This window comes from Arthrobacter sp. SLBN-100, assembly GCF_006715305.1.
GTDB lineage: Bacteria > Actinomycetota > Actinomycetes > Actinomycetales > Micrococcaceae > Arthrobacter.
Genome location: NZ_VFMY01000001.1, coordinates 119,915 through 137,800, shown reverse-complemented (window position 1 = coordinate 137,800; position 17,886 = coordinate 119,915). Strand labels below are relative to the sequence as shown.

Annotated in this window: 18 protein-coding genes; 8 read left to right on the top strand and 10 right to left on the bottom strand. The window is 65.4% G+C overall.

The features are described 5' to 3' along the window. The first annotated feature begins 61 nt into the window (after positions 1-61). The 4 genes from lipB (at position 62) to FBY31_RS00615 (ending at position 3,085) form a co-directional block, all read left to right on the top strand. Complete coding sequence (gene lipB, locus FBY31_RS00630) at positions 62-730, top strand: lipoyl(octanoyl) transferase LipB (RefSeq protein ID WP_142035634.1); 669 nt, start codon at positions 62-64, stop codon at positions 728-730. Further along, positions 727-1,734, top strand: coding sequence for a lipoyl synthase (lipA, locus tag FBY31_RS00625; protein WP_142035631.1), 1,008 nt, complete (start codon positions 727-729; stop codon positions 1,732-1,734). Before lipB ends, lipA begins: the two co-directional genes overlap by 4 nt. Positions 1,735-1,832: 98 nt before the next feature. After that, the gene (locus tag FBY31_RS00620) at positions 1,833-2,585 is read left to right on the top strand and encodes a DUF4191 domain-containing protein (RefSeq protein WP_142035628.1); all 753 of its coding nucleotides are present in this window, start codon (positions 1,833-1,835) and stop codon (positions 2,583-2,585) included. 146 nt (positions 2,586-2,731) lie between these two features. Then, positions 2,732-3,085: a DUF3817 domain-containing protein gene (locus FBY31_RS00615; protein WP_142044923.1), complete on the top strand. Its 354-nt coding sequence runs from the start codon at positions 2,732-2,734 to the stop codon at positions 3,083-3,085. A gap of 11 nt (positions 3,086-3,096) precedes the next feature. Here FBY31_RS00615 and FBY31_RS00610 read toward each other — a convergent pair whose 3' ends face one another. Then, complete coding sequence (locus FBY31_RS00610; protein ID WP_142035626.1) at positions 3,097-3,534, bottom strand: RDD family protein; 438 nt, start codon at positions 3,532-3,534, stop codon at positions 3,097-3,099. Positions 3,535-3,810: 276 nt separating this feature from the next. Here FBY31_RS00610 and glnA (FBY31_RS00605) point away from each other — a divergent pair, with 276 nt between their 5' ends. Continuing rightward, positions 3,811-5,235, top strand: coding sequence for a type I glutamate--ammonia ligase (gene glnA, locus FBY31_RS00605; RefSeq protein WP_142035623.1), 1,425 nt, complete (start codon positions 3,811-3,813; stop codon positions 5,233-5,235). A 163-nt stretch (positions 5,236-5,398) separates the two neighbouring features. Here glnA (FBY31_RS00605) and FBY31_RS00600 read toward each other — a convergent pair whose 3' ends face one another. The 5 genes from FBY31_RS00600 to glnA (FBY31_RS00580) all read right to left on the bottom strand — a co-directional run bounded on the left by FBY31_RS00600 (position 5,399) and on the right by glnA (FBY31_RS00580) (position 11,768). Beyond that, on the bottom strand, positions 5,399-5,818 hold the full coding sequence (locus FBY31_RS00600; protein ID WP_142035620.1) for a hypothetical protein: 420 nt from the start codon (positions 5,816-5,818) through the stop codon (positions 5,399-5,401). Positions 5,819-6,355: 537 nt separating this feature from the next. Next, entirely contained in the window at positions 6,356-6,889 is a 534-nt protein-coding gene (locus FBY31_RS00595; RefSeq protein ID WP_142035618.1) for a GNAT family N-acetyltransferase, read from the bottom strand. Between the two features lie 5 nt (positions 6,890-6,894). Further along, positions 6,895-7,335, bottom strand: a complete 441-nt coding sequence (locus tag FBY31_RS00590; protein WP_142035615.1) for a VOC family protein — start codon at positions 7,333-7,335, stop codon at positions 6,895-6,897. Between the two features lie 71 nt (positions 7,336-7,406). Beyond that, on the bottom strand, positions 7,407-10,418 hold the full coding sequence (locus FBY31_RS00585) for a bifunctional [glutamine synthetase] adenylyltransferase/[glutamine synthetase]-adenylyl-L-tyrosine phosphorylase (protein WP_142035612.1): 3,012 nt from the start codon (positions 10,416-10,418) through the stop codon (positions 7,407-7,409). Positions 10,419-10,427: 9 nt separating this feature from the next. Then, the gene (gene glnA / locus FBY31_RS00580; protein WP_142035609.1) at positions 10,428-11,768 is read right to left on the bottom strand and encodes a type I glutamate--ammonia ligase; all 1,341 of its coding nucleotides are present in this window, start codon (positions 11,766-11,768) and stop codon (positions 10,428-10,430) included. A 266-nt stretch (positions 11,769-12,034) separates the two neighbouring features. Here glnA (FBY31_RS00580) and panB point away from each other — a divergent pair, with 266 nt between their 5' ends. Then, positions 12,035-12,931 carry a 3-methyl-2-oxobutanoate hydroxymethyltransferase gene (gene panB, locus FBY31_RS00575; protein ID WP_142035606.1) on the top strand — a complete coding sequence of 299 codons (897 nt, stop codon included), beginning with the start codon at positions 12,035-12,037 and terminating at the stop codon, positions 12,929-12,931. A gap of 34 nt (positions 12,932-12,965) precedes the next feature. On the opposite strand, the gene FBY31_RS00570 is transcribed toward panB, so the two are convergent. Then, a complete protein-coding gene (locus FBY31_RS00570) occupies positions 12,966-13,133 on the bottom strand; it encodes an SPOR domain-containing protein (protein WP_142035603.1) in 168 nt (55 codons plus the stop codon). A 122-nt stretch (positions 13,134-13,255) separates the two neighbouring features. Between FBY31_RS00570 and map the strand changes: the two genes are divergently transcribed. Further along, entirely contained in the window at positions 13,256-14,134 is an 879-nt protein-coding gene (gene map / locus FBY31_RS00565) for a type I methionyl aminopeptidase (RefSeq protein WP_142035600.1), read from the top strand. 160 nt (positions 14,135-14,294) lie between these two features. After that, positions 14,295-15,098: a polyphosphate--glucose phosphotransferase gene (ppgK, locus tag FBY31_RS00560; protein WP_142035598.1), complete on the top strand. Its 804-nt coding sequence runs from the start codon at positions 14,295-14,297 to the stop codon at positions 15,096-15,098. A gap of 99 nt (positions 15,099-15,197) precedes the next feature. On the opposite strand, the gene nrdR is transcribed toward ppgK, so the two are convergent. The 3 genes from nrdR to FBY31_RS00545 form a co-directional block, all read right to left on the bottom strand. Then, entirely contained in the window at positions 15,198-15,704 is a 507-nt protein-coding gene (gene nrdR / locus FBY31_RS00555; RefSeq protein ID WP_142035595.1) for a transcriptional regulator NrdR, read from the bottom strand. A gap of 165 nt (positions 15,705-15,869) precedes the next feature. Then, the gene (gene hisD, locus FBY31_RS00550; RefSeq protein ID WP_142035592.1) at positions 15,870-17,267 is read right to left on the bottom strand and encodes a histidinol dehydrogenase; all 1,398 of its coding nucleotides are present in this window, start codon (positions 17,265-17,267) and stop codon (positions 15,870-15,872) included. A gap of 4 nt (positions 17,268-17,271) precedes the next feature. Next, positions 17,272-17,808, bottom strand: coding sequence for a hypothetical protein (locus tag FBY31_RS00545; RefSeq protein ID WP_142035589.1), 537 nt, complete (start codon positions 17,806-17,808; stop codon positions 17,272-17,274). Between the last annotated feature and the right edge of the window lie 78 nt (positions 17,809-17,886).

The following is a 17,886-nucleotide window of genomic DNA, read 5'->3' as shown; positions in this document are numbered from 1 at the left end:
CCCAGGGTGAGCTTCAGCACTAAACCGGGCGCGCTGCCGCCCAAGGTCTAAGCTGGATCCCATGACTCTTGAGTTTTCACAGCTGGGTCTTGCTCCGGACTTTGTCGACTATACCCGCGGTTGGGCCATTCAGAGCGAACTCCATGACAACGTCGTCGCCGGAAAGGCCCCCAGCACAGTCCTCCTCCTGGAACACGCCGCGGTCTACACGGCCGGTAAACGGACCGAGGACCACGAGCGGCCCTTCGACGGCACCCCCGTGGTCCCGGTGGACCGGGGAGGCAAGCTCACCTGGCACGGCCCGGGCCAGCTGGTGGGATACCCCATCATCAAGCTGAAGAACCGCGCCGGCATCCGGGACTATGTGGAACGGCTCGAGTCCGTGATCATCGCCGTCCTCGCCGATTACGGCATAAAGGCCGTCCGCATCAAAGGCCGTGCCGGGGTCTGGATCACCGCGGATGAAAAAGGCCCGGACAGGAAGATCGCAGCCATCGGCATCCGGGTCCACGAGGGCGTCACCATGCACGGCTTCGCCATCAACTGCAACAACGATCTCACCCCGTACTCGCAGATCATTGCCTGCGGCATCACCGATGCCGGCGTGACCACCATCGCCCACGAAACCGGTTATGACGTTGCCCCGGCAGACCTCGTTTCCCGGATCATCGAAGAACTGCGCAAGAATGAAGACGCCTTGATCGCTACCCCAGAAGGAGCTCTACTGTGACATTGGCACCTGAAGGCCGGAAGCTTTTGCGCGTTGAACAGCGCAACTCTGCTGTCCCGGTAGAGCGTAAGCCGGAGTGGATCAAGGCCAAGGTCCAGATGGGGCCTGAGTTCGTGCAGCTCAAGAACTTGGTGAAGAAGGAAGGCCTGCACACGGTGTGCGAGGAGGCCGGCTGCCCCAACATCTTTGAGTGCTGGGAGGACAAGGAAGCCACGTTCCTGATCGGCGGGTCCGAGTGCACCCGGCGGTGTGATTTCTGCCAGATCGATACCGGCAAACCCTCCCCGGTGGACCGGTTCGAACCCACCAAGGTGGCCAGGTCCGTGCAGGCGATGCAGCTGCGCTACGCCACCGTGACCGGCGTCGCCCGGGACGACCTCGAGGACGAGGGCGTGTGGCTGTACGCCGAGACGGTCCGCAAGATCCACGAGCTGAACCCCGGCACCGGGGTGGAGCTGCTGATCCCGGACTTCTCCGGCAAACCCGAACACATCGCCGCGATCTGCGATTCCAAGCCCGAGGTGTTCGCGCACAACGTGGAAACCGTGCCGAGGATTTTCAAGCGGATCCGGCCCGCGTTCCGCTACGAGCGGTCCCTGGATGTGATCACGCAGGGCCGGAACCTGGGCATGGTGACCAAGTCCAACCTGATCCTGGGCATGGGCGAAACCCGGGAAGAGATTTCCGAGGCGCTGCGGGACCTGCACGAGGCCGGCTGCGACCTGATCACCATCACCCAGTACCTTCGCCCGTCGGAGCGGCATCTGCCGGTGGACCGGTGGGTCAAGCCGCAGGAGTTCGTGGACCTGCAGGACGAGGCCACAGAGATCGGCTTCCTCGGCGTGATGTCCGGCCCGCTGGTCCGTTCCTCGTACCGCGCCGGCCGGCTCTGGGCCACGGCGATGCGGAAGAAGGGCTGGGACATCCCCGCCGAACTCGCCCACATCGAGTCCTCCGGCACCACCCGCCAGGAAGCCAGCTCACTGCTCGCCGCGCGTTCCTGACCAAACATCCCTGACGCCAATACGCTGTATCCCGAGGGCCGGCACCGGAGAACTCCGGTGCCGGCCCTCGGGCTTTGGTCACGTAGAATTAAGGCACTATGGCGAAATCCCCTGATTCCAGCACCCCCACTCCGGCGGGCTCAAGCGCAGTGAAGCGTGGCCTCTTCTCCCGCAAGCCGAAAGAAGCGAAGGTCAAGAAGCCCAGCCGGCTCAAGCAGATCGGCGAGGTCTTCAACATGACCCGCCGCCATGACCCCATGGTCCCGTGGCTGATGCTGCTGGTCTTCGTGGGTGTTGTGGCGCTTAGCTTCCTGGTGGGCTTCTTGCTGGACAACTGGATCACGGGCCTGATCATCGGCATCCCCCTGGGCCTGTTGGGCGCCACGCTGATCCTTTCCCGCCGCGCCGAACGCGCCGCCTTCGCCCAGATCGAAAACCAGCCGGGCGCCTCCGGAGCCGCCCTCGGGACGCTCCGCCGCGGGTGGATCACCGAGGAACAGCCCGTCGCAGTCAACCCGCGCACGCAGGACGCCGTGTTCCGCGCCATCGGCCGTCCCGGCGTCGTGCTGGTCAGTGAAGGACCCACGCACCGTGTTAAGCCATTGCTGGATGCGGAACGCAAGCGCCTGGCGAGGATCCTGCCCAACGTCACCGTGCACGTTATCGAAAGCGGGCGCGGCGAGGGCCAGGTGCCCATCAGCCAGGTGGCAAAGAAGATGGGCAAGCTGAAGAAGGAACTGACCAAGCTTGAGGTGAATGCCGTCTCCAAGCGGATCGCATCGCTGGGCAACCGGCTCCCCATCCCCAAGGGCATCGACCCCTACAAAGCCCGCCCCAACCGCGGACGCTAGGCTAAACGCCCCGGTATCCGGCTACTGCCGGTACCGGGGCTTTTTTATGGCCGGCCATTGCCGCAACACCGACTACAGGACAGGACAAAGTGGAACAGCTCAAGGTGAAACAGGACCAGGCGGAACAGGACCAGGCGGAATCTTCCGTGACGCGCGCTAAAACTCTGGCGCTCCGCGCCTTCCGGATTCTCGCCGTAGCTGAAGCGTTCAGCTGGGCCGCACTCCTGGCCGGCATGTACTTCAAGTGGATTGCCGGCACCACGGAAATCGGCGTGCAGGTGGCCGGGCCCATCCACGGAGCCTTGTTTGTTGGCTACGGAATCACGGCGCTGGCACTCTGGCGGCTCCAGCGCTGGCCGTTCGTGGTGGCGTTCTTCGCCGGAATTTCCGCCATCTTCCCCTTTGCCACACTGTGGTTCGAGCGCTGGGCCGGCAAGCGGGGATACCTTTCAGCCGCCAAATTTGAGGCCGCGGCCGGCAGGGAAACCAGCCGGGCCTGAAGCCCGGGGTACTACCGGCGCACCAGCAGCGTATTCATCGCCTTGTCATGGAGGCCGCGGTGGTCGGGGTCAAAAATGACGGCGGGGACCACCAGGCAGAGCAACAGCGACCTCACCAGGGCAGACAGCGGTCCCGGCGCTCCGCCCCCGGCCCGCACCACATGAATGCCCATTGCACGGTGCCCGATGCTGTAGCCGAGCGTGCCCACGAGGAGGATCTGCTCGACGGCGAAGATCGCCAGGGTTGCCCAGGCGTCGCCCCCGAAAGCGAAGTTGCTGATCAGCAGCGCAACGCCCCAGTCGATCATGATGGCAAGAATCCGGCGGCCGGCCCGGGCGATGGAACCGGGCCCGCCCTCAGGCAGCCCGAGCCGCTCACCCGGATATTTTGAAATGCCGGAGGTGTCGGGGCCCGCCAGCCAGGAACCGAGGTCTTTGCGATCTACCACCGTCCAAGTTTACCCGGTTCACCCGCCCATACTGTGGAAGCGGTTAGACCACAGTGTGGACTGCAGATAGCGTTCCATAACAGGGCATTCTGTAACCTGCCCGAAACAATACGGACACGGACGGGAAATGCCCCATCCATAGGCTGTTAGCAGTTTCAAGCGAATCCCCCGGCAGGGTGCACATCAGCAGGGAAACCTTGTGGTCTCCCTGCCTTTGGATTGCGTTGGATCAGATGGCTGTCACGCCAGATATTTACATATGCGTTAGGAGCATAGATGTTCAAGACTGCGGACGAAGTCCTCAAGTTCATCCAGGACGAAGATATTAAGTTCGTCGATATCCGCTTCACCGACCTTCCGGGTGTCCAGCAGCACTTCAACGTCCCGGCAAAGAGCGTTGACGCCGACTTCTTCATCAACGGCCAGCTCTTCGACGGATCCTCCATCCGCGGCTTCCAGGGCATCGCCGAGTCCGACATGCAGCTGATCCCGGACGTCACCACCGCGTTCCTGGACACCTTCCGCATGGAAAAGACCCTCGCGCTGAACTTCTCCATCGTCAACCCCCGCACGGGCGACCCCTACCACCGCGACCCCCGCGGCGTTGCTGAGAAGGCCGAAGCCTACCTCGCCTCCACCGGCATCGCAGACACCGCGTTCTTCGCTCCCGAAGCAGAGTTCTTCGTGTTCGACAACGTCCAGTACCAGTCCTCCCCGCAGGGCAGCTTCTACAAGATCGATTCCGAGGAAGCACACTGGAACACCGGCCGCGAGGAAGAGGGCGGAAACCTCGGCTACAAGACCCCCGTCAAGGGCGGTTACTTCCCGGTCTCCCCCACTGACAAGCAGGCCGACCTCCGCGACGCCATGTGCGTGGCCCTGGACGAAGCCGGCCTCGAGGTCGAACGCAGCCACCACGAAGTTGGATCCGCCGGCCAGGCCGAGATCAACTACAAGTTCACCACCCTGACGCACGCTGCCGATGACCTGCAGAAGTTCAAGTACGTCATCAAGAACACCGCAGACGCCTGGGGCAAGTCTGTCACCTTCATGCCCAAGCCGGTCTTCGGCGACAACGGCTCCGGCATGCACTGCCACCAGTCGCTGTGGAACGGCGGCGAGCCGCTGTTCTACGACGAGAAGGGTTACGCCGGCCTGTCCGACACCGCCCGCTGGTACATCGGCGGCCTGCTCAAGCACTCTTCCGCCGTCCTGGCCTTCACCAACCCGACGGTGAACTCCTACCGCCGCCTGGTCAAGGGCTTCGAAGCTCCGGTCAACATGGTCTACTCGCAGGGCAACCGCTCCGCCGGTATCCGTATCCCCATCACGGGCACCAACCCCAAGGCCAAGCGCATCGAGTTCCGCGCGCCGGACCCCTCCTCCAACCCGTACCTGGCGTTCGCTGCCCAGCTGATGGCCGGCATTGACGGCATCCGCAACCGCATCGAGCCCCCGGCACCGATCGACAAGGACCTCTACGAGCTGCCCGCAGAAGAAGCCAAGGACATCCCCAAGGCTCCGGGCACGCTTGAGGAAGCCCTGGAGGCCCTGGCCGAGGACAACGAGTTCCTGCAGGCCGGCGGCGTCTTCACCCAGGACCTGATCGACACCTGGATCGAGTACAAGTACGAGAACGAGATCCGCCCGCTGTCGCTGCGCCCGAACCCCTACGAGTTCGAGCTCTACTACGGCGTCTAGTCAGATCCTGCGGCGAAAGCGGGCATGACCGGCCAGCCGTCGCATGAATCTTCATAGTGGAAAGGCCGGCCTCAAGGGATAACCCTTGAGGCCGGCCTTTCTGCTGCGCGCGCGCCGCTGCATGATCCAACGCCGCACTACGAGCCTTGCCTGGCTCGGGGCATCAACCGGCCGGGCGCGCTTCTTCTGCATCGGCCGAACTTGATGGCTGTACGGCGACCTTGGTGAACCCCGTTGGCAGTCCGGGGTCGGAAGACGCGAGGATGATAGTGGTGCGCTCCGCTATGTCCGCGTCACTGGTGTCCGCGTTGTACAGTTCATCGGCCTCACGCTTCAACCCCTCACCTTCAGCCGCGTCCAAGGCCCGGCCACCCATAGACCACTTGTAGTCGTAACTGTAGGTCGGTGCCCAGCTATGGATGGCATCGGCAACACTGGAGAACGTGAACTGACGTCCTTCTTCATTGAAGGCGCTCACCATGTACATAGTGACGGGTACCGTGCCTTTGCTGTTGTCCACGTCCGCGACGAGATATGAAACGGGCGCCGCTCCGACCTTGACCCTGTAGGCCTCGATTGCCACCAGAGCAGGGTCCGTCGCAGGTGTCGGCAACGTGAAAGAAATATCGGCACCGGACGCTGTCGTGAGCTCGTACCGTCCTGCGGGGATCGCTGTCCCTGATGCCGTGACCGGCGGTGAGTCCGCGCTTGTGCTTGCAGCTCCCGCCGTCGGGCCGCCTTGCACGGGCGCCGGCGCTGTACATGCCGCGAGCAATAAAACAAGGGCCGGCAGGGTGGTCCTGATCCGCTTCATGGTTACCCCAAAGGAAGGTTTGTAGCCCCCAGCATAGGGGCCGGACGAGTACTGCGGAAGTGCCTGGATGGCCGAGCAGCGTCTGGTGAAGGAATCAGAAGCAGGCAGGACACCCTGGAGGCACGGCTGTATACCGTCGAAGGTGGGAATCCGGCTCCAGACGTGCTGAGACCGGGAGCCGGACCCCCTGGCGAATGTCCCCCGAGACGAAGACTAAGGAAGCCTTCCCCCCAACAAGGTTTGGAGAACACCGCCAATCCACATGATCTGCCAATCCGGGACCGAGTGCAACGCTGTGCCGTCCGGTTACGGCCGGCCACCCGCAGCAAAGCCCCGGAACATGGTCCGCTGGGGTCCTGCGGTCCCGCCTGGATATTGTCCACGGTCTTCGAATCCGGCGCGAAGGTAGGCGGAAAGGCCCGCGGGATTGGCTTCGTTGACGGAGAGGACGACGCCGGCCTCCCCCGTCCGGTGCCGACGGCTTAGTTTTTCCGCGGCCGCCACTGCGGCGGCAGCAGCGAGGGGACCATAGCCTTTGCCCTGCTGGCGCCGGTCGATGAGGAAACCGCGCAGCAGCCAGGCGGAATCGTCGTCCGGCCAGCCGGCAAGCCGCGCTGCCCCTGCCTGCAGCGTGAGCACCCCCACGGCCTGGCCATTGGATTCGATCACGTAGGGACGGCGTGACTCCTCAGCCAGCCCGGCCAGGACCATCCGCAGCGGATCCCCAACAAACTTGTCCTGCCCCGGCCCAAGTTCGAGTCCGGCCACTGCCTCCAGCTGAATGGCGCGGGCATCGTCGTCGAGGTCCTGGAGTGAAATGAGCCAGACGCCCAGGCCCATGCCGTTCAGGACTGCGGACCGGAGGAACCTCCATCCGCGGATTCACCTGTTGGGCCCGCCGGATCCATCCAGAGGACCTCCCACAGGTGTCCGTCCGGGTCCTGGAAGCTGTGGTTGTACATAAAGCCGTAGTCCTGGGGATCCTGGGACACAGAGCCTCCGTTGGCCAGGGCAGTCCGTACAGCCTCGTCCACGGCTTCCCTGCTGTCCACGGAGTAAGCGATGATCGCCTCCGCTGTACCTTTGTTGTCGGCGACTTCCTTGGAGGTGAAGGTTTTGAAGAACGCCTCCACCAGGAGCATCACGTAGGCGTTCTCGTTAACGACCATGCACGTGGCATTCTCATCCGTAAAGTCAGGGTTGAAGGTGAAGTCCAGGGCCGTGAAGAAGTCGACCGAGCGTTTCAGGTCCTGGACGGGCAGGTTGAGGAAGAGTTGGGTAGCCATGGGCTCAAACTAGCACCGGGCCCTGACAGATGTCAGCCGCTCCCCCGGCTCGGGCGGGGAGTGCTCCCTGCTTACTGGCCGTAGAAGACCCGCTCAAAGACCGCGCGGGCCCGGCGGCTGACCCGCAGGTAGTCCTCTTCCAGGGCAGCGGCATGGCCTGGTTCATAGCCGCACCAGCGTGCCACGGCCTCCAGGTCGCGCCGCGAGGACGGAAGCAGGTCTGAGGCCTTGCCGCTCCAGATGACGTTGGCGGACCTGATCCGGCTGGCCAGCCGCCAGGCCGCCGCAAGGAGATCCGCGTCGTCCCGTGCGAGCAGGCCCAGTTGCGTCGCCGCCTTGAGCGCACCGATGGTGGAGGTGGTCCGCAACTCCGGGTGTTTGCCCGCGTGCTGGAGCTGCAGCAGCTGGACCAGCCACTCGACGTCGCTGAGCCCGCCGCGGCCCAGCTTGAGGTGACGGGCAGGATCCGCACCACGGGGCAGGCGTTCGGACTCCACCCGGGCCTTGATCCGCCTGATTTCGCGCACGTCCTGCTCCGCCACAAACTCCGGGTAGCGGATGGGATTGATGAGTTCGACGAAGTCCGCGGCCAGGGTGTCGTCGCCGGCCACGGGCCGGGCCCGCAACAGTGCCTGCGCCTCCCAGATGAGCGACCAGCGGCGGTAGTACTCGGCGTAGGAGTCCAGGGAGCGCACCATGGCCCCGTTTTTTCCCTCGGGCCGCAGGTCCGCGTCCATCTGCAGGACCCGTTCGGCCATAATGGCCGGCTTCAGCGGCTGGGTGAGGAGGCTGGAGACCTTGGCAACAATCCGCGACGCCTGCTCTTGCGCTTCACCCTCGGAGAAGCCCGGCAGCGCGCGGTGGACGTAGATCACGTCGGCGTCGGACCCGTAGCCGATTTCGCGCCCGCCCTGCCGGCCCATGGCCACCACCAGGACAGAGGTTTTCAACGGTCCGCCGGCCGGCACAATTCCTTCGGCAACGCGCAGTGCACCCAGGACAGCTGCCCTGTCGGTGTCCGCCAGCGCTGCTCCCACCTCCTCCTGGTTCAGCAGTCCCGCGGAATCGGCGATAGCGATCCGCAGCGTCTCGCGCCGCCTGATCAGGCGGATCAGGCGCATGGCGCTTCCCGGATCCGCGTGGCGGGACATCTTGGCGGTGATCTCCTGCCACTGGCCCTCGAAGCTGACCGGCACCAGGTCCTTGTCATGGCCGAGCCACGCCACCGATTCCGGGGAGACTTCCAGGAGGTCCGCGATCAGCCGCGAGTTGGAGAGCACGTGGCACAGCCGCTCGGCCGCCGCCTTGGAGTCCCGAAGCATGCCCAGGTACCAGTGGGTGGTGCCCAGGGCTTCGCTGACCCGGCGGAAGGCGAGGAGTCCGGCGTCGGGATCCACGCCTTCTGCCAGCCAGTCCAGCAGGATGGGCAGCAGCTGCCGCTGCAGTGCGGCCCTGCGGCTGACGCCGGCAGTAAGGGCCTCAATGTGGCGCATGGCGCCCTTCGGGTCCCGGTAGCCGAGTGCGGCGAGCCGGCCCTGGGCGGCTTCGGGCGTCAGCTTGGCGTCCTCGCTGCTGAGCTTGGCTGCCGTGTTGAGCAGGGGACGGTAAAAGATCCGCTCATGCAGCTCACGCACCGAGCGCTTGGTTTTCTGCCATGCGGCCAGCAGGGCGTCCGGATGCGGACGTTCATTGGAAAATGGGCCCAGCACTGCTTTGGCCAGTGCCCGGAGTGCTGGTTCGCCCACCGGCATGAGGTGGGTCCTGCGCAGCTGGAAAAGCTGGATGCGGTGCTCCAGCAGGCGGAGGTAGCGGTAGGCATTGTCGAAGGCGGCAGCATCGGCGCGGCCGATGTAGCCGCCGGCGGACAAGGCGGCGATCGCGGATGTGGTGTCGCGCCGGCGGAGCGATTCGTCGGATTTTCCGTGCACCAGCTGGAGCAGCTGCACGGTGAATTCAACGTCGCGCAGTCCGCCGCGGCCCAGCTTGATCTGCCGCTGCTCCTCGGCGGGCGGTATGTGTTCGGTGACGCGGCGGCGCATGGCCTGGACAGACTCAACAAACCCGTCGCGGCTGGCGGAGCTCCAGATCAGCGGAGTGATGGCTTCTTCGTACCGTTGGCCGAGGGCTGCGTCGCCGGCGATGGTCCGGGCCTTCAGCAGCGCCTGGAACTCCCAGCTCTCAGCCCACCGCGCGTAATATGTCTGGTGCGAGGCGAGGGTCCGGACCAGCGGCCCGGATTTTCCTTCCGGCCGGAGGTTCGCGTCCACCTCCCAGAGTCCAGGTTCCCTGGCAACTGATGAGATGGCCCGGGAGATTCCGCTGGCCAGTGCAGTGCCGATGGTGGCGGCCCGCGCGTCGTCCAGGCTGCCCGGCTCCACCACGTAGATAACATCGACGTCGGAAATATAGTTCAGCTCGCGGGCTCCGCATTTGCCCATGCCAATAACGGCCAGGCCAACGTCGGCCACGTCCGCGGCGTTGAACTGGCTGGCTGCCTCGGCGCGCGAGACGGCGAGGGCCGCCTCGATGGCGGCGCCCGCAAGGTCGGCGAGCTCCCCGCCCACGGACGGCATGAAGTCCAGGGGGTCGGCGGCGCACAGGTCCTTGACCGCCAGGTCCACGATTCCCCTGCGGTAGGCCGTCCGAAGGGCTGCGTAGGCGTCCGTTCCGGTGGCTGCGGCGACGGGCCGGGCGGCGCGGGGATCTGCACCCACCGACTGCAGCAGGGAGGCACGCAGCTTGTGCGGATCTGCCGGCAGCGGCTCCGGGCTGGGCCGTACCTCAAAGGCGGCCAGGTGTTCGGGGTGGCGGATGAGGAACTCCCCCAGCGCCTCAGATGCTCCCAGGACGCGGTACAGCGGCTCGCTGGTCTCGGGGTCAGCGCCCGCCAGCTCCCGCAGGGCGGGATGCTTTTCGATCAGGCGGACCAGGGACTGCAGAGCAGTGTCCGGGCTGGCAGCCATCTGGAGCCCGGCAAAGAGCCTGTCTTCATCCAGTCCTTCGAGCTCGCGGGCAGCGAGGAACCGCCCGCCCTTTTCGAGGTCGCTGAAACCGGCGGAAATCAGGCGCCGTGCGAGGCTCACCACCGCTCCCTAGAGAATGCCCAGGTTGCGCTGCAGTTCGTAGGGCGTCACCTGGAGGCGGTAGTCCTGCCACTCGGCGCGCTTGTTGCGCAGGAAGTGTTCGAAGACCTGCTCGCCCAGGATCTGCGGCATCAGTTCGGAATCCTCCATGGAGCGGATGGCGTCATGCAGGCTCGCGGGAAGGGGATCGTGGCCCATGGCACGGCGCTCGGCCGAACTGAGGGACCAGACGTCGTCCTCGGCAGCGGCAGGCAGGTCGTAGCCCTCTTCGATGCCCTTGAGCCCGGCGCCCAGCAGGACGGCGTACGCGAGGTACGGGTTGGCTGCCGAATCGATGCCGCGGTACTCAATCCGGGCGGACTGGCCCTTGCCCGGCTTGTACAGCGGAACGCGGACCAGTGCGGAGCGGTTGTTGTGTCCCCAGCTCAGGTAGCTTGGAGCCTCGCCACCGCCCCAGAGCCGCTTGTAGGAGTTCACGAACTGGTTGGTTACGGCCGTGAACTCGGGCGCGTGCTTGAGGATGCCGGCAATGAACTGGCGGGCGGTCTTGGACAGCTGGAACTCGGAGCCGGCTTCGTAGAACGCGTTCGCGTCGCCTTCAAACAGGGAGAAGTGGGTGTGCATGCCGGAGCCGGGGTGCGCTGTGAAGGGCTTGGGCATAAACGTGGCGTAGGTCCCCTGCTGGAGCGCAACTTCCTTGATGACGGTACGGAACGTCATGATGTTGTCCGCCGTCTGCAGCGCATCGGCATACCGGAGGTCAATCTCGTTCTGGCCCGGACCGGCCTCGTGGTGGCTGAATTCCACCGAGATTCCCACCGATTCCAGCATGGTCACAGCGGTCCGGCGGAAATCCTGCGCTACGCCGCCGGGCACGTGGTCGAAATAGCCGCCCTCGTCCACGGGCACCGGGGCGCCGTCCGGTCCCGGTTCCTGGGACTTGAGGAGGTAAAACTCGATTTCCGGGTGGGTGTAGCAGGTGAAGCCCATGTCCGCGGCCTTGGCAAGGGTGCGCTTGAGGACGTTGCGGGGATCCGCGGCCGAGGGCTCGCCGTCCGGCGTGAGGATGTCGCAGAACATGCGTGAGGTCTGCTCGGTTTCGCCGCGCCACGGCAGGATCTGGAAAGTGGACGGGTCCGGCTGCGCCAGCATGTCGGACTCAAAGACGCGGGCGAGCCCCTCAATGGCTGAACCGTCGAAACCAAGGCCTTCCTCGAAGGCGCCCTCCACTTCCGCAGGCGCAAGGGCCACGGACTTGAGTGAACCCACAACATCGGTGAACCACAGGCGCACGAAACGTACGTCGCGCTCTTCGATTGTGCGCAGGACAAACTCTTGCTGGCGGTCCATGATGGCCTCTTCTGTCGGTCAACGTCCATGCCCCGGTCCGCAGAGGAGGAAGCCGGAAAGCAGTTCACCAACACTGTACTAAGCAATTGGCGCCGATGCTGGAGCCTGCGGGCCGCGTAACACAGCGTTAACACGCCAGGGCAGTGAAAGGCACGGCTGCACCGCCGGGTCCGGGCCGCTGCCACCGCCGCCCATATGACGCGAATCACCAGGGAGGGAGCCGCCGCCGCTGGCTAGGACTGCGGGTGCGGCACTACGCTCATGCCATGGCCTCAAGCAACAGCTCCGACTCAAGCCTGCCCGCCGACGTCCCCGCCCCCTACGGCAACGGCCCGGGGGAGACTGTCCAGGCCGCCGCCGGCCGGAAGCCGGCGAAGGTCCGCATCCACCACCTCCAGCAGGCCAAGGATGAGGGCACGAAGTTCGCGATGCTGACCGCCTACGAGCAGTACACGGCAGAAATCTTCGACGCCGCCGGCATCGAGGTGCTCCTGGTGGGAGACTCGGCCTCCAACAATGTCTTCGGCAATGAGACCAGCCTTCCGGTCACCGTGGACGAGCTGCTTCCGCTGTGCCGGGCGGTGGCGCGTTCCGCCAGGCGCGCCCTTGTTGTGGCCGACCTGCCGTTCGGCAGCTACGAGGTCTCGCCTGAGCAGGCGGTCGCTGCGGGAGTGAGGTTCCTGAAGGAGGGCCTGGCGCACGCGGTCAAGATCGAGGGCGGGAAGTACTACGCCCCTACTGTCCGGGCAATGGTGCAGGCCGGAATCCCCGTGATGGCCCACATTGGCTTCACGCCGCAGAGCGAGCACGCGCTGGGCGGGTACCGCGTCCAGGGCCGCGGCGACGATGCCCAGAGGTTAATTGACGACGCCGTGGCGCTGGCCGAGGCGGGCGCCTTCAGCGTGTTGATGGAAATGGTTCCCGCGGAGACTGCGGCTGCGGTGGACGCAGCCGTCAGCGTTCCCACCGTCGGCATCGGTGCCGGCAAGGAAACCACCGGCCAGGTGCTCGTGTGGCAGGACATGGCGGGCCTGCGCGGCGGCAGGATGGCCAAGTTCGTCAAACAGTATGCGGACCTGCGCACCACTCTTCTTGACGCCGCCGCAGCCTACGGTGAGGATGTCCGGTCCGGCCGGTTCCCCGGCCCCGAACACACTTTCTGAATACCGGCCCAAGGAGCAGGCCGGCACTCAGCCGTCAGTCGTCGTCGTCCTGCTTTTCCCACGCCTCATTGCGCGCGCGGACCTTTTCCAGGGCGTGCTCGGCCTCTTTCCTGGTTTTGTAGGGGCCGATCAGCTGGCTCCAGTCCGACAGCCGGTCCTCCTCAACCTCGTGGGTCTTGATGTTGTACCAGTACTCAGTCATCCCTTTTCCCCGTTCCGCCGGCCGGGAAGGTGCGGCCGTGACGCGCGTAACTTAGATTCTTACGCGGCACAGACGCGGCTCCCGGTTGTTAGGCCTTCTGTGGTGCCTTATATGATCAATCTATGCCTTCCCTTGCCTCGACTGCACCCATCGGCACCCTCACCCCGGGGACCGTTGGCCCGCAGCGTCCCGTTCCGGCGTCCATCCCCCGCCCGGAGTATGTCGGCAAACCGGCACCTGCCAAATTCACCGGTTCGGAGGTCAAATCCGCCGAAACGATCGAGAAGATCCGCGTGGCCGCCAGGATCGCCGCGCAGGCCATTGTCGAGGTGGGCAAACACATCGAGCCCGGCGTCACCACGGACCAGCTGGACAAGGTGGGCCACGAGTTCCTCCTTGACCACCGCGCGTACCCTTCCACGCTGGGGTACCGGGGGTTTCCCAAGTCCTTGTGCTCGTCGTTGAACGAGGTCATTTGCCACGGGATCCCGGATACAACGGTGGTCCGGGACGGCGACATCATCAATATCGACATCACGGCCTACATTGGCGGCGTCCATGGGGACACCAACTACACCTTTATGGTGGGCGATGTCGACGAGGAATCACGCCTCCTGGTGGAACGGACGCAGGAATCCCTGAACCGGGCCATCAAGGCCGTGGCCCCGGGCCGCGAGATCAACGTGATCGGCCGCGCCATCCAGTCCTACGCCAAGCGCTTCGGCTACGGTGTTGTCCGGGACTTCACGGGACATGGCGTGGGCGAAGCGTTCCATACCGGGCTGATCATCCCGCATTACGATGCCGCCCCGGCCTACAACACGGTGATCGAGGCCGGCATGGTGTTCACCATTGAACCGATGCTCACGCTGGGAACGGTGGAGTGGGAGATGTGGGCTGATGACTGGACCGTCGTGACCCGGGACCGCAAGCGCACCGCGCAGTTTGAGCACACCCTGCTGGTCACAGATACAGGCGCAGAGATCCTCACCCTGCCCTGACCGGCGCCGCACCACCTGGTGGCCGGCACCCTGCTTGCCCCCGCTGCCGCTGACAGAACAAACCACCGCTGCTGGACAAGCAGCCACCGCTGACTTAGCTACAACCGGGCCGGCTGCCTGCCGGCCCTTCCCTGCCCGCCCCTGCATGAACGGAAACCCATTGGCCAACAAGGACGAGAAGTCGCACAAGAAAGCCCCGCTGATCGGCATCGACATCGGAGGCACGGGAATCAAGGGCGGCATTGTCGACCTGAAAAAGGGCAAGCTCCTGGGCGAACGGTTCCGCGTGCCCACCCCGCAGCCGGCCACCCCTGAGTCCGTGGCTGAGGCAGTGGCGCTGGTGGTCTCAGAGCTTTCCGCCCGTCCCGAGGCGCCCGCCGCCGGCTCCCCCGTGGGCGTGACCTTCCCGGGCATCATCCAGCACGGTGTGGTCCACTCTGCCGCCAACGTGGACAAAAGCTGGCTTAACACGGACATCGATGCCCTCCTGACCGCGCGCCTGGGCCGTCCCGTGGAGGTCATCAACGACGCCGATGCCGCCGGGCTCGCCGAAGCGCGCTACGGAGCGGGGGCCGGGGTTGCCGGCACGGTCCTGGTGATCACGCTGGGCACCGGCATCGGCTCGGCCTTCATCTTCGACGGCAAGCTGGTGCCGAACGCCGAGCTGGGTCACCTGGAGATCGACGGCCACGACGCCGAGACCAAGGCCTCCGCCGTGGCCCGTGAACGCGACGGGCTCTCCTGGGAGGAATACAGCGTCCTCCTGCAGCGCTACTTCTCCCACGTCGAGTTCCTGTTCTCCCCCGAACTGTTCATCGTGGGCGGCGGCATCTCCAAGCGCGCCGACGAATACCTGCCCAACCTCAAGCTCCGCACGCCCATCGTCCCGGCGGTCCTCCGCAATGAGGCCGGCATCGTGGGTGCCGCGATCGAAATCGCCCTGAAGCACAAGCTCGCGAAATAAAGCTGGCGCTCCTGCCCCTCGGCCCCCGGGCCGGGCAGGGGTGCCGGCGGCGGCAGCGGCTTCCCCTCCGCTGCCGCCACCGGAGATTAGGGTGGACCCTTACAACGGGCTCTTTTCCGAGGTTTTGGGGCCCTTCCGGGCGATGCCCTTGGCATCGTCTTCGGCTTCCTGGCGGAGCAGGGCAATGGCCGTTTCAAAATCTTCAAGGGACTCAAAGGCCTGGTACACGCTGGCGAACCGGAGATAGGCCACTTTATCCAGCTTCTGCAGCGGCCCGAGGATTACCAGGCCCACCTCGTGGGCGTCGATTTCGGCCGCACCGGAAGAACGGATCTGCTCTTCGACTTCCTGTGCCAGCAGGGCGAGATCGTCTTCGCTGACCGGCCGCCCCTGGCATGCCTTGCGGACGCCGTTAATGACCTTGCTGCGGCTGAAGGGTTCCCCCACGCCGGACCGCTTGATAACCGACAGGCTGGTGGTTTCCACCGTGGTGAACCTGCGCCCGCACTCAGGACACTGGCGGCGGCGGCGGATGGCCGAGCCGTCGTCGGCCATGCGGCTGTCCACTACCCGTGAATCGGGATTACGGCAGAACGGACAGTACATGGACGTCCCTTCTTTAGCTCCGTGGCGGTGCCGCGCTTGCAGTGTCAGTTGCAGTGTGAAGTTGCAGTTTCATGGGCAAACGCGGGCTCTGTTGCGTCTTCAATTCTATGGCCCGGCGCAGGGTAATAACAAGCGTGTAACTACTACATGTTGTGGTGGGCGGTACTAGATGTCGTTACGCCCGCCGGCGGACTGGCCGCCGAACCGGGCCGTGACAGCTTCCCCGTGCGCAGGCAGGTCTTCCGCGCCGGACAGGCTCACGATATGGCCGCTGACCTCCGCCAGCGCATCCCGGCTGTAGTTCACCACCTGGATTGCACGCAGGAAGGTGGTGACGTTCAGGCCGGAGGAAAAGGCAGCGGTACCGCTGGTGGGCAGCACGTGGTTGGAACCCGCGCAGTAGTCCCCCAGGCTCACCGGGCTGTAGTCGCCAACAAAGATGGCCCCGGCGTTGCGGATCCTCGCCGCCACGGCCGCTGCGTCCCGGGTCATGACCTCCAGGTGCTCAGCGGCATACGCGTCGCATGCTGCGATCCCCTGATCCAGGTTGTCCACCAGGACAACTCCTGACTGGGGACCGGAGAGGGCCTCCCGGACCCGGGCCGTGTGCTTGGTGGCAGCGGCCTGCAGATCCAGCTCTGCGCCTACGGCTGCGGCCAGGTCCTCCGAATCGGTAATCAGCACCGATGCTGCCTTGGGGTCGTGCTCGGCCTGGCTGATGAGGTCGGCTGCCACCAGCGCGGGCTGGGCCGTGGAGTCGGCCAGGATCGCGATCTCCGTGGTCCCCGCCTCGGAGTCGATTCCCACCACGCCCTTCACCAGGCGCTTGGCGGTGGCCACGAAGATGTTGCCCGGTCCGGTGACCACATCCACCGGCTCCAGCGCAGGACCGGTTTCCGTTGCGGACACCCCATAGGCGAACGCGGCGATCGCCTGCGCTCCGCCGATGGCGTACACCTCGGTGATGCCCAGCAGTGCTGCGGCGGCAAGGATGGTGGGGTGCGGAAGCCCGCCGAACTCCTTTTGGGGAGGTGAGGCCAGGGCAATGGACTCCACCCCGGCGGCCAGGGCCGGTACCACGTTCATGATCACCGAGGAGGGGTAGACGGCCAGGCCGCCGGGAACATAGAGACCCACCCGCGCCACCGGCACCCAGTTCTGGCTGACCAGGGCGCCGTCGCCAAGTTGGACGTCGACGTTGCGGGGACGCTGGCCGTCGGCAAAACGGCGTGCCCGGCTGATCGATTCTTCCAGCGCCCGCCGCACGGCCGGGTCCAGCTCTCCGAGGGCGCCCGAGAGGGCCTCCTGGGGGACCAGCGGGTGGTCCTGTTCGACACCGTCAAAGCGCAAGGCCAGCTCCGCCAGGCCAGCGAAGCCCCGCCGCCGCACCGTCGAAATGATGTCGAGGACCTTTTCTTCGGCGTCGGCCATAGTCTGTCCCTGGGCGCGGGGGACGGCGGCACGGAGTCCCGCAAGGGTCAGGTTCCGGCCCCGGAGGTCAATGGTCCGGAAGCTCACGGCGGCAGCGGCAGGGGTGGCGGGAAACTCCGAAGAAATGGTCACCGCACTATTTTACGGGTCTAACCCCACGGTGCCGCGACCCCTCCGCGCCGGCGTCGTCCTTCTTTCCCAGGTGGTGCATCAACTCCAGCACAAACACGGACACCGCCGTAGCAGCCGGCCACAGCAGCAGTACCGGCAAAGCGCGCAAGGAAAAAGCGATACTGGCATTGGCGGTGGCATCGACGGCGGGGCCAAACAGCCGGGCGGACAAAACACCCGCCTGCCAGGCCAGGACTGCGCCGCACAGTCCGCCGGCGAGGCCCATCAAGAGGCTTGCTTGCGGATCCTGGCGCTTTTTCTCCGTCAGGAACACTGCCAGCAGGCATCCTGCGAAGACCAGGAGCCCTGCCAGTGTCAGGTCCCTTGGCAGCCAGACTTGGGGGCGGGCGCCGTCGCCCAGGGCGGGGTCCCGGGTGATCAGGTTGAGGCCTCCAGGGGCCAGCAGCCACCAAAGAATTCCTGCCGGCAGGCCGGCCGCAGCAGGCAGCACGAACATGGCCCAAGGCAGGCGCGGACGTGCCCGTCCGGTCGGATGTGTCATGCAACAAACCTTAACAGTTGTTCCGGCAGCTTAACTCCCCGGCGTGGGGCTTCAAGAGATTCCGCGCCTGGCCGGCGG